Genomic DNA, 17670 nt, shown 5'->3' on the forward strand with positions numbered 1-17670 from the left:
CCTACTCTGCGCGCCGCCCGGTTTCACCCCTTTCTGGCGACCGTTCAGGCAGCCGGGACAGGCGCGCCGCTCTCTGTTAGCTTAGTGGCGAACTGAAGGCCGCGCAGGCGGTCCAAGGCCGATCATCACCGTTGTGAAAGAGGCAACATGACGCTTGTCAAACTGACTTCCGTGGCCGTCCTGGCACTGGCGCTCGGCGCCTGCCAGAGCCTGTTCACGCCCAATTACCGCGCTCCGCTCGAGGTCAAGCGCGAGGCCTGGGAACACGTCAAGCCCGGCTGCAGCGAGAGCGACTGCCCACTGGTCAACATCGACGTGGTGCACTTCCCCGCCCTGCCCAAGCTCGACGCCCTCGTCGAGAAACGCCTGCTGATGCTCACCGAGGACAACCAGCGCGGCACCCCGCCGGCCTCGTTGCAAGCCTATGAACAGCAGTACCTGGCCCGCGCCGACAAGCGCAACAGCAGCTACCTGCAGGCCAAGGTACGCGAACAGCATGACGGGCTGGTGATCGTCGAGCTGTCCAGCTACCTGGACAGCGGCGGCGCCCACGGCATGCCAGGGCGCGGCTTCATCAACTACTCGCGAAAGCTGGACAAGGTGCTGACCCTGGACGACATGCTGGTGCCCGGCCAGGAAGCGACCTTCTGGAAGACCGCCGAGGAGTCCCACCGCGCCTGGCTGATCAGCACTGGCATGGACAAGGACCCCGAGTTCGTCAAGACCTGGCCGTTCAAGCAGTCGCCGCACATCGCCCTGACCTACGGCGCGGTGGTGATCAAGTACGAGGTCTACGCCATCGCCCCGTACTCCATGGGCCACGTCGAACTGAAGATCCCCTACCCGCGCCTCAACGGCGTGATCAGGCCCGAGCTGTTTCCCGGCCGCGGCTGAGCGATAGCAGCAGATGCAGCCCCCCTGCCAGCAGCAGTGCCGGCAGGGTCGCCCCAAGCTCCGGCGCCTGGCTGGCCAGCAGGTGATAGGCCGCTCCCCCCACCGCCCAGGCCAGCAGCGCCCGCCCGTGCAAGCCCTCGACCAGCACCGGCAGGCGACGGCGACGGACCACGAAGTGATCCACCAGCACCACGCCGAACAGCGGCGCGAACACCGAGCCGATCAGCAGCAGGAAGTTCTGGTACTGGGCCAGCGGTGCCAGCAGGGCGATCAGCGTGCACAACACGCCGATGGCCAAGGCCAGGTGCTCGACCTTGAGCTTGATCAACAGCCCGGTGGAAACCGCTGCGGAGTGAATGTCGGCAAAGGCGTTCTCCGACTCGTCCAGCAGGATCAGCAGCAGCGGAATGCCCAGCCCGGCACCGGCCAGCGCCAGCAACAACGCATTCACTTCACCGCTCGGCGCGAACGCCAGGGTATAGGCCACGCCCAGGCTCATCAGCCAGGCATTGCCGATGAAAAAGCCCAGCGCCGTACCGCCGAATACCCGGCTGGCGCGCTGGCCGAAGCGTGAATAGTCGGCGATCAGCGGCAGCCACGACAGCGGCATGGCGATGACGATGTCGAAGCCCAGGGCCAGGGACAGCGAACCATCCCCCGGGCGCTGCCACAACCCGGCCAGGTCGGCCTTGGCGAACAGGTTCCAGGTCAGCCAGCTGCAAGCGCCCAGCAGCAGCCAGATGCCCCATTTGCGCAGGACCTTGCGCACGAACGCCAGCGGCCCGCAGACCGCCAGCAGGGTGGCCAGGGCGCCGAAGCACAGGGTCCACAGCAACGGGCTGCTCCAGCCGCTGCCCTCGCCAAAGGCGCGGGCACCCAGCAGGCTGGCGGCGTCGCGCATGACGATGATCTCGAACGAGCCCCAGCCCACCAGTTGCAGGAGGTTCAGCAAGGCCGGCAGGCGCGCGCCGTGGCGACCCAGGGTCAGGCGCAGGCTGCCCATCGCCGAGAGGCCGGTGTCGCTGCCGATCACGCCGGCCGCCGCGAGCAATAGCACACCCACCGCCGTGCCAAGCGTGATCGCCAGGATCGAGCCGGCCAATCCCAGGCCCGGGGCAAGCAAGGCGCCGACCTGCAGGACCATCAGGCCGATGCCGAGGGAGAACCACAGCGCAAACAGGTCGCGGGCGCCGAACTGCCGGTGGTGGGTGGGGACGCAATGGTCGGGGGAGAAGTGACTGGGTGTTGTCATGGGGGCTCGCCGGAGTATTGGAGTTGTTGCTGGCGAGGACTGCGTCCTCGTATCGCGACACAAGGCCGCTCCCACAGGCTCCGCGTATGACGTGAGCCATATACAGGACCTGTGGGAGCGGCCTTGCGTCGCGAAAGGGCCGCGATGCGGCCCCCAAGGTCTACTTACACCTTCTGGTACAACTGGCTGCCTTCCTGGCGGAACCGCTCGGCCTGCTCACGCATGCCCTGCTCGACCGTCACATCCACGGTCTCGATCTTGGCCGCATACTCACGCACTTCCTGGGTAATCTTCATCGAGCAGAACTTCGGCCCGCACATCGAGCAGAAGTGCGCGACCTTGGCCGACTCCTTGGGCAACGTCTCGTCGTGGAACGAGCGCGCGGTGTCCGGGTCCAGGCCCAGGTTGAACTGGTCTTCCCAGCGGAATTCGAAGCGCGCCTTGGACAACGCGTTGTCACGAATCTGCGCGCCTGGGTGGCCCTTGGCAAGGTCCGCGGCATGGGCGGCGATCTTGTAGGTGATGATGCCGGTCTTCACGTCATCCTTGTTCGGCAGGCCCAAGTGCTCCTTGGGCGTGACGTAGCAGAGCATGGCGCAACCGAACCAGCCGATCATCGCCGCGCCTATCCCCGAGGTAATGTGGTCGTAGCCCGGGGCGATGTCGGTGGTCAGCGGGCCGAGGGTGTAGAACGGCGCCTCGTCGCAGCACTCGAGCTGCTTGTCCATGTTCTCCTTGATCAACTGCATCGGCACGTGGCCCGGGCCCTCGATCATGCACTGCACGTCGTGCTTCCAGGCGATCTTGGTCAGCTCGCCGAGGGTTTCCAGTTCACCGAACTGAGCGGCGTCGTTGGCATCGGCGATCGAGCCCGGGCGCAGGCCGTCACCCAGCGAGAAGCTGACGTCGTAGGCCTTCATGATCTCGCAGATCTCGTCGAAGTGCGTGTACAGGAAGTTCTCTTTATGGTGCGCCAGGCACCACTTGGCCATGATCGAGCCGCCGCGGCTGACGATGCCGGTAACGCGCTTGGCGGTCAGCGGCACATAGCGCAGCAGGACGCCGGCATGGATGGTGAAGTAGTCCACGCCCTGCTCGGCCTGTTCGATCAGGGTGTCGCGGAACAGCTCCCAGGTCAGGTCCTCGGCCACGCCGTTGACCTTCTCCAGGGCCTGGTAGATCGGCACGGTACCGATCGGCACCGGCGAGTTGCGGATGATCCACTCACGCGTCTCGTGAATGTGCTTGCCGGTGGACAGGTCCATGACCGTGTCCGAACCCCAGCGGATGCCCCAGGTCAGCTTGGCCACTTCTTCCTCGATCGAAGAACCCAGGGCGCTGTTGCCGATGTTGCCGTTGATCTTCACCAGGAAGTTGCGGCCGATGATCATCGGCTCCAGTTCGGTGTGGTTGATGTTGGCCGGAATGATCGCGCGGCCGCGGGCGATCTCTTCGCGGACGAACTCGGGGGTGATTTCCTTCGGGATGCTGGCGCCGAAGCTGTGGCCGGCGTGCTGCTGGTCCAGCAGGCCGGCGGCGCGGGCTTCCTGCAGCTTCATGTTCTCGCGGATGGCGACGTATTCCATCTCGGCGGTGATGATGCCCTGGCGCGCGTAGTGCATCTGCGTGACGTTGGCGCCGGCCTTGGCCCGGCGCGGGTTGCGCACATGGGCGAAGCGCAGCTTGGCAAGCTCCGCGTCGTTCAAGCGCTGCTGGCCGAAGTTCGAGCTCAGGCCATCGAGGCGCTCGGTGTCGCCACGGGCGTCGATCCAGGCCGAACGCACATCGCCCAGGCCCTTGCGCACGTCGATGATGACATTGGGGTCGGTGTACGGGCCGGACGTGTCATACACCAGCACCGGAGCGTTCTTCTCGCCGCCGAAGTCGGTGGGGGTGTCGTGCAGGCTGATCTCGCGCATGGGCACGCGGATGTCGGGGCGCGAACCTTCGACATACACCTTGCGCGAATTGGGCAGGGGTTGCACGGACTGTTGGTCGACTTGGGCCGACTCGCTCAGACTGATTGTTTTTTCTTGTTTGCTCATCACAGGCTCTCCAGACAGCTTCCAGGCGGTGGAATGTCGGGGTGAACCTGAAAGGCGTGGACGCACCCGTGTTGACGGGTGCAGTGCCGGACATGGGGTGCCGTGGACTGCAAGCAGCCGTGACGATCCCGGACCTGGCACAAGAGGCTCCCGGGATGTGAGAGCAATCTTGTTCCCTACGCAGGCGCTAACCTGATCAGGTTCAACGGGATCCGCACCTCTGCGATCTCAGCCTTTGCTTCAAGGCACCCCGACAAGAACATGCGCAGTCTAGACTGGAGTGGCCGGCAAAGCCAAGCGGGTAAATCCGGGGGTGATAAATGGCACAAGTGGCGGATTGTTGATGACGGCGCGCGGCACTACACTGGCGCATCGCCCGATACCCGACAGTACAGTAAATAAAATTTGATCAAGGATTGCCCTATGCTGCGCAAACTCTCACTGGCAATTGCCGTGTCTTGTGCGTCCCACGGAGTGGCCTGGGCAGTGGATACGCCCACGACGGTGAAGACCGACCTGGTCAGCGTCTACCAGGAAGCGGTCGACAATAACGCCGACCTGGCCGCCGCCCGCGCCGACTACGGTGCCCGCCGTGAAGTGGTGCCCCAGGCCCGCGCCGGATTGCTGCCGAACCTTTCGGCCGGCGCCGAGATGATGAACACCCGCACCAAGCTCGACGAACCGTCGGTCACCTCCAACCGCAGCGGCAACGCCTGGAGCGCCACCCTGGCGCAGCCGATCTTCCGCGCCGACCGCTGGTTCCAGCTGCAAGCCGCCGAGTCGGTCAACGAACAGGCCGCCCTGGAACTGTCGGCCACCGAGCAGAACCTGATCCTGCAGAGCGCCGAGAACTACTTCGCGGTGCTGCGCGCCCAGGACAACCTGGCCTCGACCAAGGCCGAAGAAGCGGCCTTCAAGCGTCAGCTCGACCAATCCAACGAGCGCTTCGACGTCGGCCTCTCGGACAAGACCGACGTGCTGCAGTCCCAGGCCAGCTACGACACCGCCCGGGCCAACCGGATCATTGCCGAGCGCCAGGTGCAGGATGCCTTCGAGGCCCTGATCACCCTGACCAACCGCCAGTACACGGCAATCCAGGGCGTAGTCCACACCCTGCCAGTGCAGGTGCCCACGCCCAACGACGCCAAGGCCTGGGTCGAGACCGCCGGACGGCAGAACCTCAACCTGCTGGCGACCAACCACGCCGTGGCGGCCGCCGAAGAGACCGTGCGCCAGCGCAAGGCCGGCCATGCGCCGACCCTCGACGCGGTGGCCAAGTATCAGAAGGGCGACAACGACAACCTCGGTTTCACCAACCCCTCGCAGAACGGGGTGCGCTACGGTGGCGATGTCGAGCAGACCAGCGTCGGCCTGCAGTTGAACATCCCGATCTACAGCGGCGGCCTGACCAGTTCTCAGGTACGCGAGGCCTATGCGCGCCTGACCCAGAGCGAGCAGCAGCGCGAAAGCCTGCGTCGCCAGGTGGTGGAGAACACCCGCAACCTGCACCGCGCGGTGAATACCGACGTGGAGCAGGTGCAGGCGCGCAAGCAGTCGATCATCTCCAACCAGAGCGCGCTGGAAGCCACCGAGATCGGCTACCAGGTCGGCACCCGCAACATCGTCGACGTGCTCGACGCGCAACGTCAGCTGTACACCTCGGTGCGCGACTACAACAACAGCCGCTATGACTACATTCTCGACAACCTGCGCCTGAAGCAGGCGGCCGGCACCCTGAGCCCCCAGGACCTACAGGACCTGGGGCGGTACCTGAAGGCCGACTACAACCCGGACAAGGATTTCCTGCCACCAGACCTGGCGGCGGCGGCGGCGAAGAACTTCGAACGCCGGCCTTGAGCCAAGGGAGCTCGCGGTCGCTGTAGGAGCGGCCTTGTGTCGCGATAGGGCCGCACCGCGGCCCCGGCAATCTAGCAGTAATGCGCAGATCCCGGGGCCGCTTCGCCCCCCTTTCGCGACACAAGGCGGCTCCTACAGGGACCGCATCGCCTCACAGATCAGCGGATTAGCGCAGCCAGCCCATCCAGCAACCGCTGCAACGCCCCTTGGTTGGCCTGCATCACCGCCCTGCCCGCCTCGCCCATGCGCCGCGCATCCTGTGGCAGCTCGACCAACCGACGCACCGCCCCGGCCAGCCCTTCGGCGTCATCCACCTGCTGCAACGCCCCCGCCTCGCGCAGCATCGCGCTGATCTCGAGGAAGTTGAACACATGCGGCCCCATGAGCACCGGCAGCGCCAGCGCCGCCGGCTCCAGCGGGTTGTGACCGCCGGTGGCCACCAGGCTGCCACCGACGAAGGCGATATCGGCCAGGGCATAGAGGAACAGCAGCTCGCCCATGGTGTCGCCCAGCAGCACCTGGGTCTGCGCCGTGACCGTGTCGCCATTCGAGCGGCGCACTGTGGTGAACTGGCCGGCGCACAGTTCATGCACCGCCGCGAAACGCTCGGGATGGCGCGGCACCAGGATCAGCAACGCATCGCTGTGGACCTTCAGCAGCTCACGATGAGCCTCAAGAATCAACGCGTCTTCGCCATCATGGGTACTGGCAGCGATCCATACCGGACGTTGCCGGGCAGCCCACTGTTCACGCAATGCGCTGGCCCGTGGCGGCAATTGATCGTCGACCTTGAGGTCGAACTTGATCGAACCGGTCACCTGCACGCATTCGTCGCGCGCACCGAGCGTACGGAAACGCTCGGCCTCGGTTTCGGTCTGCACGGCGATCAGGCTCATCTCCTCGAGCATCGGCCGGGTCAGGCCGGCGAAGCGGGCATAGCCACGGGCGGAGCGCTCGGACAGCCGGGCATTGGCCAGCGCCACCGGAATGCCGCGCCTGGCGCACTGGTGGATATGGTTCGGCCACAGCTCGGTTTCCATGATGATGCCCAGGCGCGGGCGCACATGGTCGAGGAACCGCCCGGCCGCCCACGGCAGATCATAAGGCAGGTAGCAGTGTTGCACCCGTGGCTCACCCTCGAACATCGCGCGGATGCGCTCGGAGCCGGTCGGGGTCATGCAGGTAAGCGTGATCGGCAGGTCCGGGTACTGCTTGAGCAGGGCCCGGACCATTGGCGCGGCGGCGATGCTCTCGCCCACCGAGACCGCATGCACCCAGATGCCGCCCTGGCGCATCGCCGGCAGCTGGCAGGCGAAACGCTCGGCGATCCGCGCACGGTACGCCGGCGCCTTGCGCCCGCGCAGAAACAGGCGCAGCGCGACCAGCGGCAGGCCCAGGTGAAACAGCAAGGTATAGAGGGTTCTGTTCATGGCGGCGGAGTTTACTAGGAACCGCGCGAAAAGGCCTGTCAGCCAATCGCCCTCAGGTGCACGGCGAAGCGCTCGGCCAGCCACTGCGCGGCCGGGCCCAACGGTTCGTCGCGCCGCCAGGCCAGCTCCGCTACCAGCGCTGGCGGGCGCCACTCGCTGTCCAGCTCGACCATCTGCGTCTGGTAGGTGGGGTACTGCACCACATGCCGAGGCAGCCAGGCCCAGCCCAGACCGCGCATCAGCAACTCGGCCATGGCGTAGAAACTGTCGGCGCGCCAGACCTGCGGGCTGATCGCCTCGCCGCCCGGGTAGCCACTCTGCTGCGGGGTGATCAGCAACTGGCGATGACGGGCCAGTTGCTGGCGGCTGACCTTGGCCAAGTGTGCCAGCGGGTGGTCGATGGCACACACCGTGACCATCTCGACGCTGCCCAGGGCGCGCCGCTCCAACGAGGCGGGAATGCTTTCATGGTGGAAGAACAACCCCAGGTCGGCACGCCGCTCCACCAGCTTGCGCGCCACATCGCCCTGGGCACCGCTGGCCAGCTGCACTTCCAGGTAGGGGTAGTGCGCCGCCAACTCGTCGAGGCTGTCGATCACCGGCTGGTAGGGCATGGCCTCGTCCTGGGCCACCCGCAACAACGCCTCCTGCCCGCGCATCAAGGCCTGTGCCCGACCATCCAGGCGCTCGCACTGACGCAACAGCTCGCGGGCGTCCTCCAGCAACGCGGCGCCGCTTTCGGTCAGGCGCGGCAGCCGGCCGCTGCTGCGCTCGAACAGGGTTACACCCAGGTCCGTCTCGAGCAAGGCGATGGCGCTGCTGATCGCCGACTGGGCCTTGCGCTGTTCGCGGGCCACGGCGGAAAACGAACGCAACTCGGCGGCCCGCACGAACAGGCGCAGTTGCTCGAGGCTCCAGTATTCTGTCATGACCAACCTATCTCCAAAGTAGATAGGTAATGACTTTACCGCATCCAGGGATTCCCTAGAATGCCCATCCAGCAACGGAGGACCCGCACCATGAACGCCTACACCTATCTCGCCATCGCCATCTGCGCCGAAGTCATCGCCACCGCCTCCATGAAAGCGGTCAAGGGGCTGAACACGCCGCTGCCGTTGCTGCTGATGGTCTGCGGTTACGGCGTGGCGTTCTGGATGCTGACCCTGGTGGTGCGCAGCATTCCGGTGGGCATCGCCTATGCGATCTGGTCGGGGCTGGGCATCGTGCTGATCAGCATCGCGGCGTTGCTGATCTACGGACAGAAACTGGATGTGCCGGCGATGCTGGGCATGGCCATGATCGTCGGCGGGGTGGTGGTGATCCAGGTGTTTTCCAATACCGCCGGGCATTGATCCACGGGGAACACTGTTCCCATGTGAACTGTATACTGCGCACCTGTCCCAGTTTTCGAGGTGCCCGCATGCCATCCGCCATTACCACTGACGTGCTGATCGTCGGCGCCGGGGTCGCAGGCCTCTGGCTCAATGCCCGGCTGCGCCGCCTGGGCTATTCGACGGTGCTGGTGGAGCGCGCCAGCCTGGGTGGCGAGCAGACCATCAAGTCGCAAGGCATCATCCACGGCGGCACCAAATACGCCCTGCACGGTGCCCTCAGCGGCGCCTCCGAGGCCATCGCCGACATGCCGAGGCGCTGGCGCGAAGCGCTGGCCGGCAACGGCGAGCTGGACCTGTCCGCTACCCGCCTGCTTTCCGATGCCCATTACCTGTGGTCCCCCGGCACCCTGGCCGGCAACCTCACCAGTTTCTTCGCCAGCAAGGCCGTGCGTGGCCGGGTCGACCAGGTCAAGGGCGAGCAACTGCCGCCGGCCCTGCAGGACCGCGCGTTCAAGGGCAAGGTCTATCGCCTGGCCGAGCTGGTCATCGACGTGCCCAGCCTGCTGGCCAACCTGGCGCAGCTGGCGGGCGACAGCCTGCTGGCCGGCGAGCGCGTCGAGCCGCTGCGCGACGGCGGTGACCTGGCCGGGCTGGTGGTCGACGGCCGCGAGATCCGCGCCCAACGTATCGTCCTCAGCGCCGGTGGCGGCACCGAAGCACTGCTGCACGCCCTGGGGCTGAACCAACCGGCCATGCAGCGCCGGCCGCTGCACATGGTCCTGGCCAAGGGGCCCAACCTCAAGCCGCTGTACGCCCACTGCCTGGGCGGCGGGCCCAAGCCGCGCATTACCGTGACCACCCACCCGGCCGCCGACGGCCAGTGGGTGTGGTACCTGGGTGGCGACATCGCCGAGGCCGACGGCGTGGCCCGCGAGCCCGCCGCGCAGATCGCCGCGGCGCAAAAGGAAGTCGCCAGCCTGCTGCCCTGGATCGACCAGGCCCAGGTGCGCTGGGCCACCCTGCGCGTCGACCGTGCCGAGCCGGCGCAATCGGGCTTGGTACGCCCGGACAACGCCTTCCTCGCCGACCAGCAGCGCCTGCTGGTCGGCTGGCCGACCAAGCTGGCCTTGGCGCCGGACTTCGCTGATCGTGTGCTGGCCAGCTTCGAACGTGACGGCATCCACCCGAAGAACCAGCCGGACCTCGCCAACCTGCCCCGCCCACCGCTGGCGCTGCCTGCCTGGGAGCAACTGCTGCCATGAGCCTGCCGACCCTGCACGATCATCACCGCCCCCTGGGCAGCACCGGCCTGCGGGTGTCGCCGCTGGGCCTGGGCACGGTCAAGCTTGGCCGCGACCAGGGCGTGAAGTACCCCAACGGCTTCACCATCCCCGATGACGAAACCGCCCGCCTGCTGCTCGCCCAGGCCCGCGAACTGGGCATCAACCTGATCGACACCGCACCGGCCTACGGCCGCAGCGAGGAACGCCTTGGCCCATTGCTGCGCGGCCAGCGTGACCACTGGGTGATCGTCAGCAAGGTCGGCGAAGAGTTCGAGGCCGGCCAGTCGCACTTCGATTTCAGCGCCGCCCACACCCGCCGCTCGGTCGAACGCAGCCTCCAGCGCCTGGAAACCGACCGCATCGAGCTGGTGCTGGTGCATTCCGACGGCAACGACCTGGCGATCCTCGAGCGAGAGGGCGTGTACGAAGCCCTCGCCGCACTCAAGCAGGAAGGCAAGATCCTGGGCTATGGTTTGTCTGGCAAGACCGTCGCCGGCGGCCTGAAGGCGTTGGAGCAAGGAGATTGCGCCATGGTCACCTACAACCTCAACGAGCAGGCGGAGCGGCCCGTGCTGGACTACGCTGCCGAGCACGGCAAGGCCATCCTGGTGAAGAAAGCCCTGGCCAGCGGGCATATCTGCCTGGCGCCCGGGGTCGATCCGGTGCAGGCCAGTTTCGAGCTGCTGTTCGCCCACCCGGGCGTGAGCAGTGCCATCGTCGGCACCATCAACCCGGTGCACCTGGCCCATAACGTGGCCACCGTCGCCCGCATCCTGGGCCGGCCCTGAGCCGTCCAGGCGGGGGCCCAACGCAAGGAGGAGCCTCGTGCCGCGTACGCTGATCCGCAAGAATCCAAGCAACTTCAAGACCCTGCCGCTGCACGTCGAGGCCACGCCCGAAGGCCTGACCTACCAGAGTATCGGCATGCCGCTGAATTTCGCCCAGACCCTGCAGCGGCGCAAGGCCATCCAGGTCGCCGACCCCGAACACTTCGTGGCAGAACTGGCCAACCTCGGCGTGTCGGTACGACTGACCCTGCACTGGCAGGGCCGCGACTACTGGGTGCTGGTCCGCCAGCGCCGACAGGACCGTGGCGATGTAGTGCTCAAACTGATTTCCGGCTACGTCCCGGCCCACGAGCTGAACCTGCCGCTGCACACAGCGATCCAGGAAGTGGCCGAGGAATGTCTGCTGGAAACCCCCGAAGGCTGGCTGGGCGGACGCTTCAACGACACCTGGCTGCCAGCGCCCTATGCCGCTGCCCTGCACTACCGTGAGGCGCTGCCGTTCGTGCTGTCGCCCGAGTCGGGCGCTGCCCGCCCGGTGCATTGCGCCAACCTGATGTTGCTGGAGCGGCCACGCGCCTATGTTCATCTGCCCACGGCGTCGTTGCAGCTGATCTACGACTTGCGCCTGCAAGTGCCCAAGGAGGCCAAATCGCTGAGCCTGTTTCATGTCGACGAGCGCCTGGAGGGCGATCAACTGGTGGCCAGGCTCAATCGCAAGCGGCCGGATCTCTACCTGATGCCGCTCAAGGACGGCCAGCCCGTGGCCGAGCTGTACACCTTGAAGAAGGACCAACTGACACCCGCGGGCACGCGCGGACTGTGGCTGGCAGAGAGCTTCGCCCGTCAGGATGGCTGGGTGGTGCGGGATGAGCGGGTGCGCTGGAAGGACTGGCTGAAGCAGCAGGGGCTGGTCGAAAGCAAGCCCGCGCCGGTGTCGCACCTGGAACGGTTCGGGGACAAGGCTCGGGAACTGCTGGCCCGGGCGCGGACCTCGCTGCATAAATGAACACGGGGCAAGCCCGCTCCCAGCGTTTCGTGGGAGCAGGTTTACCCCGCGACTTGCAGCCTATCAGTGCTTGCGGATCTTCTCGACGATCGCCGTGGTCGAGCTGTTTTCCACCAGGCCCAGCACCTTCACCGTGCCGCCGTAGGCCTTGACGATATCGGCGCCGACCACCTGGTCGATACCGTAGTCACCGCCCTTGACCAGCACATCCGGCTTGACCTGGCGTAGCAGGTTCTCCGGCGTGTCCTCGGGGAAGCTGATGACCCAATCCACCGCACCGAGGCCCGCCAGCACGGCCATGCGTCGGTCAACGCTGTTGATCGGCCGGCCCGGGCCCTTCAAGCGGCTGACCGAGGCATCGTCGTTGATGGCGACGATCAGCCGGTCGCCCTGGGCGCGCGCCTGTTCCAGGTAGGTCACGTGACCGGCGTGGAGGATATCGAAGCAGCCGTTGGTGAAGACGATCTTCTCGTTGTGCGCACGGGCATCGTCGATGGCCAGCAGCAGCTGCTCCAGGCCCAGCACGCCCCGCTCCGAGCCCTCTTCACGCTGGATGGCGCGACGCAGCTCAGGCGCGCTGATGGCGGCGGTACCCAACTTGCCGACCACGATGCCGGCGGCCAGGTTGGCCAGGGCGACGGCATGCGGCAGGTCTTCACCCGCGGCAATGGCGGCGGCGAGGGTGGAAATCACCGTATCGCCGGCACCGGTGACATCGAACACCTCACGGGCACGGGCCGGCAGGTGCAGGGCCGGGTGGCCGGTGCGCAGCAGGGTCATGCCATGCTCGCCACGGGTCACCAGCAGCGCGCCCAGATCCAATTCGTCGAGCAGCTTCAGGCCTTTGCCGACCAGCTCGGATTCATCGGCGCAACGGCCAACGATGGTCTCGAACTCGCTGAGGTTCGGGGTGATCAGACTGGCACCGCGGTAGATCGAGAAATCCTTGCCCTTGGGGTCGGCCAGTACCGGAATGCCCTTGCCGCGCGCGGCCTGGATCAGCGCCTGATGGTTCTGCAGCGCGCCCTTGCCGTAGTCGGACAGCACCAGCACCTTGACGCCTTCAAGCAGGGCATCGACCTCCGCGCCCAGCGACAGCGGGTCGGTAGCGAACGGCTCTTCAAAGTCGATGCGCAGCAGTTGCTGGTGACGGCTCATCACCCGCAGCTTGACGATGGTCGGCTGGTGGGCGATGCGCTGGAAGATCGAGCGCACACCGGCGGCATGCAGGCTGTTGGCAAGGCTGTCGGCAGCCTCGTCCTGGCCGGTGACGCCGACCAGAGAAGCGGGCGCGCCGAGGGCAGCGATGTTCAAGGCCACGTTGGCCGCGCCGCCGGGGCGATCCTCGATCTGATCGACCTTGACCACCGGCACCGGCGCTTCAGGCGAAATACGCGAAGTACCGCCATGCCAGTAGCGGTCAAGCATGACATCGCCGACCACCAGTACCGGGGCTTGATCGAAACGCGGCATGGACAACTTCATGGGCAACCCATATTGAAAAAGTGAACAAGGGCGGGATATTAGCACAGGGCCGATGACACCACTTCAACTGCCGATCCGTCGTACCCAGAACAGTTCATGACGGCGGACAGCCTTGCGGAAGAACTCGTTGTCGCCGCTTGCCGGCCAGCGCCGGCCGGCAAACCACCGCTGAATCCAGCGACGCAGGCGGCGCTTGAACGGCAGCGGCCCCTGCAGGTCGTGCTGCATGCCAAGGGCCATGGCCTTGTCCAGTTGTTGCGCGTCGCTCAGCAGCGGACTCCACAGACGATCGGCGGGCAGCGGCTCGATCGCGGGTGGCAAGGCGATACCCATGCCCGCCGGGCCCATCGGCCAACGGTCGTTGTCGTGCAGGTGATTGGCGTAGAGCAGTGCGGTGCCCGGCTTGCTGCTGCTGCGGGCGATGGCCTGGAAGATGGCCTGGGTGGTGGCGACATGATCGCCATGGGGGTCCAGCTCCGGGTGCGGGGTGATCACCACCTCGGGCCGGTAATGCTCCAGCAGCGCCGTCAGGTCGGCGACCAGGTTGTGCCAGGTGGGTGCGCCATCCTGGTCGGCCGGCAGCATCAGCGGGTTGTGCTGGCGCACACTGCGAATATCGCTTTCACCCGACTCACGGGAGCCAAATGCCAGCCCCGGCTGGGCGGCCATTGCCGGAAGCTGCAGGCAGTAATAGCCCAGTTGCACGCAGTGGCTGGGGCGAACCCCGCCCCACAGGGGAACCGCCAGGCTGTCCCAACTGCGCAGGCGCCCCTTGAGCCGGGCGGCGGCGGCTTTTGTCAGGCCCATGCGCTGATAGGCTTCGGCCTCGATCTCACCCTGGGTCAGGGTGACGATGGCCACTTCGGCGCAGCGGCTGTAGAAACCGAACGCGGCCAGTTCGGCATCATCGGCATGGGGCGCCAGGATCAACGTGCGTTGGCGACTGTAGTCCGGACTGCGCATGACATGCAGCACCGCTTGCGCGGTCAGCCGACAGCGCCGCCCACGCAGCGTCAGTTCGCCGCTGGCCAGGCGCTCGCGCTGCCCCGACAGGTTGAGGTAACGCACCCCAGCCACACCCCGTTCGAAGTCCTGGCGGTCATCGCCCACTTCGACGAACGGGTCCAGCCAACGCCCGAGCCAGCTGTGGCGCACGCGTACCGCCAGCACCAGGGTCTCACCCTCGGCGAGACCGGCCGACAGCCGTACCTGCCCCGCGACAATGCTCACCGCCTGGGTCTCGGTATCCTCCGGGAAGACGTACTGGTAGTCGTCACTGCCGCGGTAGAACAGGTGGTCGGCAAACCATGCCTCGTGGGCGACCCAACCCATCACCAGCAGCAGCGGCACCAGCCACCACGCCACGATGACACCTGCCAACAGGAGCACTAGCAGGGCCACCAGCAGGGTGATGCGCTTGGCGCGACGGTGTTTCTTCAACAGCAGCTGTTTGCGTGCACTCATGGTTCAGACCTGATAGACCGGCACGGTGCGGCACCAGCGATCCTTGTATTCGCGATCGGCGCGGCCAAACGAATAGCGCAGCGGCTTGCCCAACGCCCGGGCATCGGCCCACGCCTGTTGCGTATTGACGAAGCTGAGCACGCTGCCGGGACTGAAGTCACGACTCTGTGGATCGACCCCGCCATTGGTGTACTCCAGCGAGATCCACTGCGGCGCCTCCACCCGGTACAGCACCTGGATCGCCACCGGCACGTCGTCGAGCAGCGCCACCGAGCCGGTCATGAACTCGCGCAGCAGGGTGAACACTTCCACCAGGCCTTGCTTGCCCGGCACATCGAAGCCCCAGCGGCGCTCGAACAACTCGGTGTACATGGCCGCCTGCTGGGCCGGTTCGAAGTCCGCCATGGGGCGCATCACGCCGCCGGCCTCCTCAAGCAGGCGCAGCTCGCGACGCTGGTTGTAGCGAAACTTCTTCGAGTAATCCTCGGGCTCGCGGGCCAGTGCCAGCCCCTCGGGCTGATCGCGCAGGGTACCGATGCGCCCGGCGTTGAGCTCCGAGACATAGCGTACGCGCTGACGCACCGGGACCTGCACGGATTCGGCCACCGGCAGGATGATCTCGGCGTTACCCAGGTCCAGCAGGTTACGCTTGCCTTCGCGCTTGAGCACTTCCTTGGCCAGCGCCAGGTAACGACCGGAGCACGGCATCGCAGCCAGCAACTGGCCATCGACGTGCCAGCCGAGGTAGCGCACCGGCAGCCCGATGAAGTCCGACAACCTCGCCACCACATCGGGGTGCGTGGCGAAACTGCCACCGTACTGGTGCCAGGCTTTGGCGTACTGCGCCTGGTCGATTTCCTGCCAGCCCCGCTCCCGCCATGAACGCCACAGACTCAGCATGCATCGACCGCTTGTGCAGGTTGACCATCGTCGTCCTCGAACTCACGGGCATGCAGGCGGGCATAGTGGCCGTTTCGGGCCAGCAGCTCATTGTGCGAGCCACGCTCGACAATGCGCCCCTCCTCCATGACCAGGATCTGGTCGGCCTTCTCGATGGTCGACAAACGGTGGGCGATCACCAAGGTGGTGCGATTCTGCACCACGTGGTCGAGCGCAGCCTGAATATGCCGCTCGGACTCGGTATCGAGCGCCGAGGTGGCCTCGTCAAGGATCAGCAATGGCGCGTCCTTGAGCAACGCGCGGGCAATCGCCAGGCGCTGACGCTGGCCACCGGACAGCAGCACACCGTTCTCGCCCACCAGGGTGTCATAGCCTTGTGGCATCTTGCGGATGAACTCGTCGGCGTAAGCCTCGCTGGCCGCCCTGTGCACCGCCTCGATGGGGGCGCCGGCCAGGTCGCCATAGGCGATGTTGTTGGTCACGGTATCGTTGAACAAGGTGACCTGCTGGCTCACCAGGGCGATATGCCGACGTAGGTTGCGCAGGGTGAATGCCTGCACTTCGTCGCCATCGAGCAGGATCTGGCCTTGCTCGTGCTGATAGAACCGCGGAATCAGCCCGGCCAGGGTCGACTTGCCGCTGCCCGAGCGCCCGACCAACGCCACCATTTGCCCGGGTTCGACGACGAAGCTGATATCGTCGAGTACCTTCTTGTCGGTACCGGGGTATTCGAAGCTGAGGTTGCGCACTTCCAGGCGCCCCTGCACGCGCTCACGCTCGATGTGGCCGTTGTCCACTTCAGGGGCTTCGTCGAGCTGCTCGAAGATGCTTTCGGCACCGGCCACCCCACGCTGGATGGTCGAGCTGACTTCCGACAGCTGGCGAATAGGCTTGGGCAACAGGCCCGCCATGGTGATGTAGGCGACCAGGTCGCCCGCCGAAGCCTCGCCGCGCAGCAACAGGACCAGGAACATGACCACCGCCATGGCGCTGTAGGTCACCAGTTGCAGGGTCGGGGTGTAGACCGCGCCGGTCTTGGTCATCGACAACTGCTTCTCGGTGTTGCTCTGGCTGGCCTGCTGGAAGCGCGCCTTCTCGTAGCTTTCACCACCGAAGCTGCGCACCACGCGGTAGCCGTGGATGGTCTCGGACGCGACGTGGGTCACGTCGCCCATCGACACCTGGATCTTCTTGCTCTGCTTGCGGAACTTGCGGCTGGTGCTGCTGACCATCAGGGCGATGATCGGCAGGATCGCCACCATCACCAAGGTCAGTTTCCAATTCATCCACAGCAACGTGCAGAACAGGAACACCACGGTCATGCCCTCGCGGATCACCACCTTGATGGCATCGGTGGCCGCGCCGGTGACCATGGTCACGTTGAAGGTGATGCGGGAAATCAAGTGCCCGGAGTTGTGCTGGTCGAAGTAGCGGTTGGGCAGCTCGAGCAACTTGTTGAACAGCACCACCCGCAGGTCATGCACCAGGCCGAGCGAAACCCGGGCCAGGAAGTAGTTGCCCAGATAGGAACCGACGCCCTGCCAGGCCGCGATGGCCACGATCATCAATGGCACCGCCTGCAGCAGGCGCAGCTCGCCCAGGTAAGGATTGTTGGGGAACAGGACCGCATCCGGATTGGCCAGGCCATCGACGAAATACTTGAGGATGTAGGCCAGCATCGGCTGCGTCGAGGCGAACAGCAGGAAGCCGGCAATACTGAGCAGAAACAGCCCGAGGTAGGGCCGCACATAGGTCAGCAGGCGGAAATAGATCGCCAATGTGGTCTGGGGGCGAGGTTCAGGACTGCTCATGGGAATCCGCACACGAAAAAGAGGAGCCGATCATAGCACAGGGCGTTTTTCGCCAATGACGCCGAGCACGGGCCATGCCGCGACAAGTCGGCTAAGATAGCCGGCCTGTCGATCGGAGGTT

Annotated in this window: 14 protein-coding genes and 1 riboswitch; of the genes, 6 read left to right on the forward strand and 8 right to left on the reverse strand. The window is 65.9% G+C overall.

Going from position 1 to position 17670, the window contains the following annotated elements:
* The first annotated feature begins 147 nt into the window (after positions 1 to 147).
* The gene (locus AC25MA_RS03615) at positions 148 to 894 is read left to right on the forward strand and encodes an RsiV family protein (RefSeq protein ID WP_028688285.1); all 747 of its coding nucleotides are present in this window, start codon (positions 148 to 150) and stop codon (positions 892 to 894) included.
* Here AC25MA_RS03615 and cytX read toward each other — a convergent pair.
* Both cytX and thiC read right to left on the reverse strand, forming a co-directional pair.
* Complete coding sequence (gene cytX, locus AC25MA_RS03620) at positions 863 to 2146, reverse strand: putative hydroxymethylpyrimidine transporter CytX (RefSeq protein WP_062360169.1); 1284 nt, start codon at positions 2144 to 2146, stop codon at positions 863 to 865. The genes AC25MA_RS03615 and cytX overlap by 32 nt on opposite strands.
* A gap of 164 nt (positions 2147 to 2310) precedes the next feature.
* Positions 2311 to 4191 carry a phosphomethylpyrimidine synthase ThiC gene (thiC, locus tag AC25MA_RS03625; RefSeq protein ID WP_062360170.1) on the reverse strand — a complete coding sequence of 627 codons (1881 nt, stop codon included), beginning with the start codon at positions 4189 to 4191 and terminating at the stop codon, positions 2311 to 2313.
* Between the two features lie 156 nt (positions 4192 to 4347).
* A riboswitch (TPP riboswitch) is annotated at positions 4348 to 4454 on the reverse strand.
* 160 nt (positions 4455 to 4614) lie between these two features.
* Between thiC and AC25MA_RS03630 the strand changes: the two genes are divergently transcribed.
* Positions 4615 to 6048 carry a TolC family outer membrane protein gene (locus tag AC25MA_RS03630; RefSeq protein ID WP_028688288.1) on the forward strand — a complete coding sequence of 478 codons (1434 nt, stop codon included), beginning with the start codon at positions 4615 to 4617 and terminating at the stop codon, positions 6046 to 6048.
* 158 nt (positions 6049 to 6206) lie between these two features.
* On the opposite strand, the gene waaA is transcribed toward AC25MA_RS03630, so the two are convergent.
* A complete protein-coding gene (gene waaA / locus AC25MA_RS03635; RefSeq protein WP_062360171.1) occupies positions 6207 to 7478 on the reverse strand; it encodes a lipid IV(A) 3-deoxy-D-manno-octulosonic acid transferase in 1272 nt (423 codons plus the stop codon).
* Between the two features lie 38 nt (positions 7479 to 7516).
* Positions 7517 to 8407: a LysR family transcriptional regulator gene (locus AC25MA_RS03640; RefSeq protein ID WP_028688290.1), complete on the reverse strand. Its 891-nt coding sequence runs from the start codon at positions 8405 to 8407 to the stop codon at positions 7517 to 7519.
* 90 nt (positions 8408 to 8497) lie between these two features.
* Between AC25MA_RS03640 and AC25MA_RS03645 the strand changes: the two genes are divergently transcribed.
* From AC25MA_RS03645 to AC25MA_RS03660, 4 genes are all read left to right on the forward strand, one after another.
* Positions 8498 to 8830 carry a DMT family transporter gene (locus tag AC25MA_RS03645; protein WP_028688291.1) on the forward strand — a complete coding sequence of 111 codons (333 nt, stop codon included), beginning with the start codon at positions 8498 to 8500 and terminating at the stop codon, positions 8828 to 8830.
* A 68-nt stretch (positions 8831 to 8898) separates the two neighbouring features.
* Positions 8899 to 10074 (forward strand): NAD(P)/FAD-dependent oxidoreductase, encoded by a 1176-nt coding sequence (locus AC25MA_RS03650; RefSeq protein ID WP_088852037.1) that lies wholly within the window; start codon positions 8899 to 8901, stop codon positions 10072 to 10074.
* A complete protein-coding gene (locus tag AC25MA_RS03655; RefSeq protein ID WP_186596473.1) occupies positions 10071 to 10883 on the forward strand; it encodes an aldo/keto reductase in 813 nt (270 codons plus the stop codon). The genes AC25MA_RS03650 and AC25MA_RS03655 overlap by 4 nt, the downstream gene beginning before the upstream one ends.
* Positions 10884 to 10920: 37 nt before the next feature.
* Positions 10921 to 11889, forward strand: a complete 969-nt coding sequence (locus AC25MA_RS03660) for a hypothetical protein (protein WP_028688294.1) — start codon at positions 10921 to 10923, stop codon at positions 11887 to 11889.
* A 63-nt stretch (positions 11890 to 11952) separates the two neighbouring features.
* On the opposite strand, the gene hldE is transcribed toward AC25MA_RS03660, so the two are convergent.
* The 4 genes from hldE to msbA all read right to left on the reverse strand — a co-directional run bounded on the left by hldE (position 11953) and on the right by msbA (position 17549).
* Positions 11953 to 13374 carry a bifunctional D-glycero-beta-D-manno-heptose-7-phosphate kinase/D-glycero-beta-D-manno-heptose 1-phosphate adenylyltransferase HldE gene (hldE, locus tag AC25MA_RS03665; protein WP_028688295.1) on the reverse strand — a complete coding sequence of 474 codons (1422 nt, stop codon included), beginning with the start codon at positions 13372 to 13374 and terminating at the stop codon, positions 11953 to 11955.
* A gap of 63 nt (positions 13375 to 13437) precedes the next feature.
* A complete protein-coding gene (locus AC25MA_RS03670; RefSeq protein ID WP_486971789.1) occupies positions 13438 to 14838 on the reverse strand; it encodes a PIG-L deacetylase family protein in 1401 nt (466 codons plus the stop codon).
* A 3-nt stretch (positions 14839 to 14841) separates the two neighbouring features.
* Positions 14842 to 15738 (reverse strand): GNAT family N-acetyltransferase, encoded by an 897-nt coding sequence (locus tag AC25MA_RS03675; RefSeq protein ID WP_279153053.1) that lies wholly within the window; start codon positions 15736 to 15738, stop codon positions 14842 to 14844.
* Complete coding sequence (gene msbA / locus AC25MA_RS03680; protein ID WP_110734826.1) at positions 15732 to 17549, reverse strand: lipid A export permease/ATP-binding protein MsbA; 1818 nt, start codon at positions 17547 to 17549, stop codon at positions 15732 to 15734. The genes AC25MA_RS03675 and msbA overlap by 7 nt, the downstream gene beginning before the upstream one ends.
* Between the last annotated feature and the right edge of the window lie 121 nt (positions 17550 to 17670).

This window comes from Pseudomonas sp. P65(2024) (assembly GCF_057480955.1).